The sequence below is a fragment of the Arthrobacter sp. SPT-J7 genome (genome assembly GCF_059089965.1).
In genome coordinates this window covers 1-8,263 of sequence record NZ_JBNHFF010000152.1, presented here as the reverse complement: position 1 = coordinate 8,263, position 8,263 = coordinate 1, and the positions used below count along the sequence as shown (strand labels likewise).

Here is an 8,263-nt window from a genome sequence, read left to right as displayed (position 1 = left end):
AACGTGTCAGCGATCATGGTGGCCGACGCCGGTCCTCCGGGTTCGGTGCCGTCCGTTACGGTAGTGCCCGTGCCGGTCCCGGCCCCGGTTCAGCCGGCGGTCCACGTCACCGCGATCCCGGTAGACCCCCCGGCTGACGCGGGCACGGAGGACCCCTCGGGGAACGACGGGCCGACGATGGCTGGCGGGCAAGCCAAGGCGGAGGACAAGAAGGAACTGGACGACCCCTCCACGGCCGCCATCTCCATCGTTGACGTCACGAAGAACTGAGCGCGGCCGCCACGATCCCCTCCAGCTCGCCGGCCGTACCAAGGTCGTGGGGACGCACAACCTCGTTGTCGGCGACGTAGAAAAAGGCCGCCCGCACGTCCTCGAGAGGTACCTCCTTCAGCCGCGCCCAGGCAAGGCGGTACACGGCAAGCTGCACCGACTTGGTCCGCAGCTGCGCGGCCGCCGGCCGCCGCCCGGTCTTCCAGTCCACCAGCTCCCACCGGCCGTCGGCGTCCCGGAAGACCGCGTCAATGCGCCCACGCACGACGACGTCACCCACCCGGGTCTCTACCGGAACCTCAACATAGGCGGGCGAGCGTTCAGCCCACGGGGACGCCTTGAAGGTTGCCACCATGGCGTCAAGGTCGTAGGCAGCATCAATGTGGTCATCAGAGCCGGGGGCGTCACCGAGGTCAAGCATTCCGGCGGCACCGAAGTATTGCTCCACCCATTCGTGGAAGGCGGTTCCCTTCCGTGCTGACATGCCGGGTTCCCGCGGCACGGGCCTGCGGAGCCTGCCAAGCACCGCGGCGGGGTCCTCCCGCAGTTCCACCAGGGTGGATGCAGAGATGTGGCCTGGCAGGTGCACTTCGCGGCCGGCGCTCCTCCTGGTGCGTCGTTCCAGCAGCAGCGCCGCTTCCCGGGCCCATCCCCGCGCCAGTCCCGTCAGCTCCCTGCCAGGACCAGCCTGCCCTGGAGGTGCTTCTGCTGGATGCGGGACCGCGAGGACTTCTCCGCCGCTGTTTCCGAGGGCGGCAAGAACCCTGGCAGCGGCTGTTTCCATGGCCTGCCGCCGTCCGCCCGAAAGGCGCAGCCGCTCCCCCGTGCGCGGATCCACCGGCCCTTCAAGGGGGTCATAGGGCCAGCCGGCAACTTCCGTTTCAAGGGTGAGCGGGCTCTCCCCGGGAAGGGCGGCTTCTTCCAGAGACCCTGGATGGATTGTCGCAGCAGCCCGTTGGTCACCTTCGCCCACCGTGGTGAGCGCCTCGAGCTCGGCAAGGAACGGCGACATCCCTGCACGCCCCGCACGGGATCCCACCCAAGCGGGACTGGACGCCCAGAGGACGTGCTTGGCCCTGGTGTACGCCACGTAGGCGAGCCTGCGTTCCTCTGACTCGCCGTGGGCCTGGACGGCCGACTTGAAGTCCTTTTCAGCGTCCAGCCAGCCCTTCTGGTCCGGCTGGTCGAGGTCCCACTGGGGAAGGTCGGCGCGGTCGCCCCGGAGCGGCCAGGGCAGGGCAGCCGAGCCGCTGCTCCACCGGGAGTCCCTGTCGCTGGGAAAGGCCCCCGCATTCAGCCCGGGGACAAAAACCACATCCCACTCGAGGCCCTTTGACGCATGGACTGTCAGCAGTTGCACGGCCTCCCGGTTAACATCGCTGGCAGGCGCTTCCAACCCGTTTTCCTCCGCCGCGGCGGCTTCCAACCACGCCAGGAATGCGAGGATGTCCACACGCTGGGACGTGCGCAGGAATCCCGCGGCGGCGTCCTGGAAGGCGTCAAGGTTGCGGCGGGCCTGGTGGATGCTGATGCCTGGCCGCGCGGCCACTTCAATGTCCAGCAGCATGGCCCGCTCAACCTCGCCCAGCAGGGTGGTCAGGTCATCCCCGAGGTAGCTCCGGAGTTGCCGCAGTTCAGATGACAGCCGGGCCAGCCGGCTGCGGGCACCGGCGGTGAGCGACCTGCCGTTGGCGGACGTCCAGCCCTCCCGGGGCAGCCAGTCCAGGGCTTCCACCAGGCTGGCACCGTCAGTCAGATCGCTCTCGAGGACCGTTTCACGGGTGTGGTCCGGCTGCTCGTCAAGGAACCGTTCGGCGACGTGTCCACGGCGGCGCGCCAGTTGGCTGGACCAGTCGCGCAGTGCCATCAGGTCGGCCGGGCCAATGCGCCAGCGCGCACCGGCCAGGAGGCGCATCAGCGAGTCGGAGCGTCCGGGGTCGGCAAGCACACGCAGCGTCGCCACGAGGTCCACGATCTCGGGGGTATCCAGGAGTCCGCCAAGTCCGACGATCTCATAGGGGATCCCCCTGGCTTCAAACTGGCGCCGGATGGTCTCCATTTGCGCGCGGCGGCGGCAGAGGACGGCAAGGGCGGGCGGTACGGGGGTTCCGTCGGCTTTGAGCTCAAAGTCCGTCACCCGGTACTTCAGAACGTCCTCTGCGAGCGCGGAGGCTTCATCGACATCTGTCCCGAAGCGCCCCAGCACCACCGTTCCCTCAACTGCACCCGGGCTGGGCTGCAACGGTGGCACGTCCGCTGCTGCCGCCCCTCCCCCGCCGGCCGGTCCCCGCTGGGCTGCTGCCTTGCCCAGGGACTCGGACATGACGTTGGCTGCCGAGAGGATGGACCGGCCGTTCCGCCAGGCCGTTGTCAGGTAGGACGTGGGGGCAGGGGTCCATTTTCGGTCGCCGTCGGGATCACTGGCTACGGGGAATTCGCGGACGAAGTGGAAAAGCTGCCCGGCGGAGGCGCCGCGGAAGCCGTAGATCGACTGGTTGGGGTCGCCTACTGCGGTCACTGCATGCCCGCCTCCGAACAGCCGGGAGAACAGCACCAGCTGTGCATAGGAGGTGTCCTGGAATTCGTCGAGCAGCACCACTTTGTACCGCTGCCGTTCCATGTGTGCGGCCAACGGGACATCCTGCGCCACCTTGGCGGCGAGCGCCACGAGATCTCCGAAGTCAAGAGCGCCCCGCGCCCGCTTCGCTGCGGCGTACCGGCCCACCATGTCCGCCACGCTGGCCCTGGTCCGCAGCATGCCGGCCAGCTCGGCCGCGGCCTGGGGCGGGTTCTTCTTTTTGCCCGCCTGGTACGGCAGGGATTCGAATTCGGACAACCTGGCCATCAGCCAGGCTTCCACGTCCTCTGGCTCCTGGAGGTGCTCCGCGCATTCCCCCGCCAGCTGGATGACCGCCTTCACCAGGGTGGACTTTGCAGAACGGAAGTGCGCGTACTCGCCGTCGTAGGCCTCCACCACTTCACTGGCCAGCTGCCAGGCCTGCGCTCCGCCGAGGAGGACTACGTCCCGCTCCACGCCCAGCCGCAGTCCATAGTCGGACACGATGCCGCTGGCAAAGGAGTGGTAGGTGGACACTTTGGGCTCGAGGGAATCACTGCTGACCAGCTGCTCCGGGAACAACCGCTGCGCGGTGTCCAAGGTGGCCAGCCGCTGCAGGGCAGCCAGCTTCGCCCGGATCCGGGACGCGAGCTCACCCGCGGCCTTGCGGGTGAATGTGACCCCAAGGACTTCCTCTGGCCGGACCCAGCCGTTGGCCACCAGCCAGACGACGCGGTCGGCCATGGTGGCGGTCTTGCCCGATCCGGCGCCTGCGATCACCAGGCGCGGAGTCAGCGGCGAACTGATGATTTCCGACTGCTCCTGGGTGGGGACGTTTTTCTCGCCCAGGAGCAGCGAGAGTTCTTCCGGCGTGAACCGGGGTTCGGGGAGCCGGGGCATGATCACGGCTGTCTCCGCACTCATTCGGTGACTTGCCTTCCGCGTACGCACAATGGACACACTTCGGGGAGCCGGCAGCCGTGTCCGCCGTGGCTTCCCTTCGCTGGATCATGCCGTGCCAGGAATTCCCTCCCGGCCATCACAACGGCGGCCTCCTTCACCATGTCCAAGGCCCAGTTCTCCTGGGGGTCAAGCGGATCCTGCTGCTGGATGCCTGGATTTTTTGTTCCCGTACCTAGTTGGGCGAGTACTGCACCACCGGGAACGGCAGCCGTACTCCCCCCGGGGCTTTCGCTGAAGCCGCCGGCGAGGACTGCGGCCTGGTAGGCGCCGAGCTGCGGATGCGTGGCGAGTTCCGCTTTACCTGGCTGGCGTTTTCCTGTTTTGAGATCCACGATGACCAACCTGCCCTCATTGTCGATTTCCAGGCGGTCCACTTGGCCCCGCAAGACTGCTGCGCGCGCAGAACCGTCGTCCATCACCACGTCCGCGAGGGCCACCTCAAAGTCCTGCTCGACCCCCAGCAGGCTCCGGCCCTCGCTCCTCATGACCAGAACATACTGGGCAAGCTTGCGGACCATGGCCTCCGCCCGCTGGAAATCCAGTCTTCCCTCCCAGTTGTCCTTCATCCCGAGGGCGGGCCACCGGTGCACCAGTTCCGCGACGTACTCTGCGCCTGACGCATCCGGCAGTTCCTGTGCAATGGCGTGGACCAGCGTGCCCAGGCTCCTTGCGAAATCAGTGGCCGCTTCGCCGCCTGCAGCCTGCACGAACCAGTCCAGCGGCGACTTCTGCACCGTCTCAACCTTCGACGGCGAGACAAACACCGTTCCGCCGGGGGGAACCACGGGATGGGACGAGGTCAGCTGCGGCAGCCCCCACCAGCTTCCGGGATGCGCGCCGGCAACGGGGGGGTCGGCGGCCGCGAGCCGCGCGAGGACCCTGACGGCTTCCTCCGCCTCAGCCTCTTGCTTTCCGTTCAGCTGGGCATGTTGCCGCAGTTCGGCGACCAGCGCACGCAGGGTCATGGGGCGCTCCACCAGCGTGAATCCCCGGCCCGCCTGGTCCGGGCTGAGGGGTGAGACGTAATCCAGGAAGGAGGACGGCTGTTCGTCCTCTGAGGAGACGGCAGTGCAGATCAGGAGCTCCTGTGCCCTCGACACCGCCGTGGAGAAGCTTCGCAGTTCGTCATACCGGATATCCCGCAAACGGCTCAGCGGGTCCCGCTGCAGCGCGTAAGGTGCTCCGTGTTCAACGGCATCGGCGTACAGCGTGCTGCCCAGGAGTTCGCCGCGTAGACGCGTATTCGGCCATATGCCTTCCTGGAGCCCGGCAACCAGGACCACAGGCCATTCCCGCCCTGCTGCGCTGGCAGGAGTCATCAGTTCGACGGCGTCATCCAGCTGGGCGCGGGCGGCCAAGGTGTCCATGGGGAGCTCCTGGTTCAGCAGGTACTCCAGGAACTGCTCCGGACCGGCACCAGGCATCTGGTCAACGTACCGTTCAGCAGTGTGGAAAAGCGCCATCATGGCGTCAAGGTCCCGGTCCGCGCGGGCACCATGCGGCCCGCCGGACAAAGCCGTGTCCGTCCAGGCAGTGGAAAGACCGGTGGAATTCCAGAGGGCCCACAGCACCGACTCGGCGTTGGCACCCGGCTCGAATGCAGCTTTCCGGCCTGCCTGGATCATGCCTGCAGTGCGCCGTGCGGCGCGGCCTTCCATGCCGAGGGAGGACAGGGCCCCCGGTTCGAGCAGGGCTTCGACGAGCAAGGCATCACTGGTGCGGCCCCCGCCGCCCAGGAGCTCTTCGCGCCTCAGCGACTGCCGCAGCCGGCGCAGCTCGATGGACGTGGCGCCGCCAATGCGGGAGGTCAAGAGGGATACGGCTGTTTCGGGTGTCAGCAGGGCGGGGTCAAGGGCGACCGCAAACGCGTCGAGCAGGGGCCGCACTGCCACTTCGTCCCGGACGGCCGACTCGGCCACAGGCACACGAACCGGGATCCCTTGGCCTGACAGGTAACGCTGCAGCTCGCTGACCTGCCCTCCATTACGCACAATCACCGCGATGTCGGCCAGGTCCCGGCCGTGGTTAATGTGCTGATCCAGGATGCGCTGGGCCACATACCGGAGTTCATGCACGGCCGACGGCACGAGGTGGGCTTCCACCACTCCCTGCGCCCTGTCCCCCTCCGGCTGTTCGAGTTGCCTGGCCGACTGGCCACCGGCCCGCTGTGAGATACGTGCGGCAACGCCTAGCCACGCGTTGGCCAGCGCCGGTGTGTGCCGGTGTGCGTATCGCAGGGGCCGCTCCAGGGCGGGGACTTGCGGCGCCAGCAGGCGCGGCAGCTCGGCCACCAGATCCGGGCGCGCTCCCCGGAAGCCCTGGACGACGGTGTCCGGGGAGAAAGCAATGAAGCAGTCCATCCCGCGGGCGATGTCCGCCAGAAGTTCAAAGACGGCGGGGTTTGCCTCCTGCACGTCGTCAACAACGATCACCTGAAGGCGCTCGCGTTCGGCAGCCAGGAATTCAGGGACGTCCTGGAAGATCTGGCGTGCTGCGGTGATGATCCCCGCTGGATCAAAGGCTTCTGGCATCCTCAGGTCAAGGACGTCACGGTACTCCGAGTACAACTTGGCGGCGGCAATCCAGTCAGGCCTGTCGCACTGGCGGCCCAGGTGGGCGAGGTCCGCGGCTGTGAGGCCCGACTCGATGACACGGTCGAACAGCTGCCTTACTTCCTGCCGGAAGCCTCGCGTCTCCAGCGCTCCCGTGAGATCGTCAGGCCACGGCAGCTCCAGCCCTGGCAGGCGGTGGCCTTCGAGGAGTTCCTTGATGATGAGGTCCTGCTCCGGACCCGACAGGAGGCGCGGCGGCCTTGAGAGGGGCAGCACTCCTTCGGCCTTGGCGCGCCGGAGGACATCGAAGGCGTAGGACGCCCAGGTCCGGGCCGGCGTCGTGCTCAGGCTTCTGTCCAGCCGGGCGGTGAACCGGTCGCGAAGGGAATCAGCCGCGAGCCGGGTTGGGGCCAGGATGAGCATCCGCTCGGGGTCAACCCCGTCCCGCAACACCCGCGTAACCGCCGCTTCGATCAGGACGGTGGTTTTGCCCGTGCCCGGCGCCCCCGGTACCAGGACAGGTCCGGATCCTTGTGCCACATCAACAGCTGCCTGCTGATCGGAGGTCAGCGACGGGGCTTCCGCGTGGATCCGCCGGGGCGGCAGCAGTTTGAGGCCAGGAGGAGGGCCGGGCTGGCCCGGCTGCATTGTCCCGCCATCGCTCAATGCTCCAGCTGCTGTAGCGAATGCGGCCTCAAGGCCGGTTGCTGATTCGTGCCGGTACTCGTCGCGGGGACCTGTGAAGGGAAGTGTTACTGTCACGCCGACATTCCATCATCAGCCACCGACAATTTATGGACCTGACGCTCCAACTTCCCGGCTACGGCGTCGATGTGCTCAAAATCTTCTGCTGTCGGCGCCCAGCGTGCGGCGGGAAAGTCCACCCGCCAGGAGCCCTCCCCCGTCCGCAGGTAGGTTTCGTGGTCGCCTGTGAGGGGAGTTCCCTCCTGGAGGTAGTGGCGCAGGGCTTTCACTTCATGTCCCTCGGGAGCGTGTCCGCTCGCCTTGAGGACCCGCCACCACGGAACGTCGCTGCCGTAGTGGCTCATGACTGAGCCGATCTGCCTGGGCCCGCCTGATCCCAGCAGTTCGGCGACGTCCCCGTACGACACTGCGGATCCGGCCGGAACCAGCCTCACGATGGCCAGTACCGCCTCCACATACTCAATCCGCATTGATCCAATGTAGCCGCAGTGGCGCTCCCGGGAATTGTCGGTGGTCCCCGTTAGCGTGGATGCATGAGCACCTGGAACACCCTTCCCCGCGCAGCCTTCGACCTGGAAACCACCGGCCGCAATTCGCGTGCCGCCCGGATAGTGACGGCGTCAGTCACCGTGGTGGACCACATGGGTGAGGTCATCAAGGAACATGAGTGGCTGGCCGATCCAGGGGTTGAAATACCTACCGAAGCCAGTGATGTGCACGGCATCACCACTGAACAGGCCAGGCGCGAGGGCAGGCCTGCCCGCGAGGTGACGCAGGAGCTCGCGGCAGTGCTGCAGGGGCTTTTCGACGCCGGTACGCCCGTCATCGCGTTCAACGCCAGTTACGACTTCACGGTGCTCGCAGCGGAGTCGGCCCGCTACGGGGTCCCGCAACTTACCCGGTTTCCGGTCCTGGACCCTTACATCATGAACAAGCAGGTGGACCGTTACCGCAAGGGCAAGCGAACCCTCACTGCATTGTGCGAAGAGTATGGCGTGGTCCTGGACAACGCCCATACGTCTGCCGCAGATGCCCTTGCTACCCTGAAGGTCCTCGACGCCATGGCCGGGAAATTCCCGAAACTGAGCATGCCCGCCAGCCATCTGCACCAGCTCCAGGTGGACTGGGCCGTGAGCCAGGCCGCGGATTTCCAGGGCTACCTCCGCAAGACGAAGCCCACAGCCGTCATCGAAGGCGACTGGCCCGTGCTCCCGCC

4 protein-coding genes and 1 pseudogene are annotated in these 8,263 nt (G+C 67.0%); 2 read left to right on the top strand and 3 right to left on the bottom strand.

The window, feature by feature from the left end:
* A pseudogene (locus AC5RWX_RS27550) lies at positions 1 to 270 on the top strand (hypothetical protein); the annotation flags it as partial.
* Here the strand turns inward: AC5RWX_RS27550 and AC5RWX_RS27545 are convergent.
* From AC5RWX_RS27545 to AC5RWX_RS27535, 3 genes are all read right to left on the bottom strand, one after another.
* Complete coding sequence (locus AC5RWX_RS27545) at positions 257 to 3,751, bottom strand: ATP-dependent helicase (protein ID WP_494099439.1); 3,495 nt, start codon at positions 3,749 to 3,751, stop codon at positions 257 to 259. The pseudogene AC5RWX_RS27550 and the gene AC5RWX_RS27545 overlap by 14 nt on opposite strands.
* Positions 3,748 to 6,990 carry an ATP-dependent helicase gene (locus AC5RWX_RS27540; RefSeq protein WP_494099440.1) on the bottom strand — a complete coding sequence of 1,081 codons (3,243 nt, stop codon included), beginning with the start codon at positions 6,988 to 6,990 and terminating at the stop codon, positions 3,748 to 3,750. Before AC5RWX_RS27540 ends, AC5RWX_RS27545 begins: the two co-directional genes overlap by 4 nt.
* Positions 6,991 to 7,100: 110 nt before the next feature.
* Positions 7,101 to 7,517, bottom strand: a complete 417-nt coding sequence (locus AC5RWX_RS27535; RefSeq protein WP_494099438.1) for an MGMT family protein — start codon at positions 7,515 to 7,517, stop codon at positions 7,101 to 7,103.
* Positions 7,518 to 7,580: 63 nt separating this feature from the next.
* Between AC5RWX_RS27535 and AC5RWX_RS27530 the strand changes: the two genes are divergently transcribed.
* A partial coding sequence (locus tag AC5RWX_RS27530) for a 3'-5' exonuclease (RefSeq protein WP_494099437.1) occupies positions 7,581 to 8,263 on the top strand: 683 nt, incomplete at its 3' end.

Excerpts from the sequence above, each read along its gene's own strand:
- AC5RWX_RS27540 (WP_494099440.1), bottom strand. The coding sequence starts at position 6,990 with ATGCAGCCGGGCCAGCCCGGCCCTCCTCCTGGCCTCAAACTGCTGCCG.
- AC5RWX_RS27535 (WP_494099438.1), bottom strand. The coding sequence starts at position 7,517 with ATGCGGATTGAGTATGTGGAGGCGGTACTGGCCATCGTGAGGCTGGTT.
- AC5RWX_RS27545 (WP_494099439.1), bottom strand. The coding sequence starts at position 3,751 with ATGAGTGCGGAGACAGCCGTGATCATGCCCCGGCTCCCCGAACCCCGG.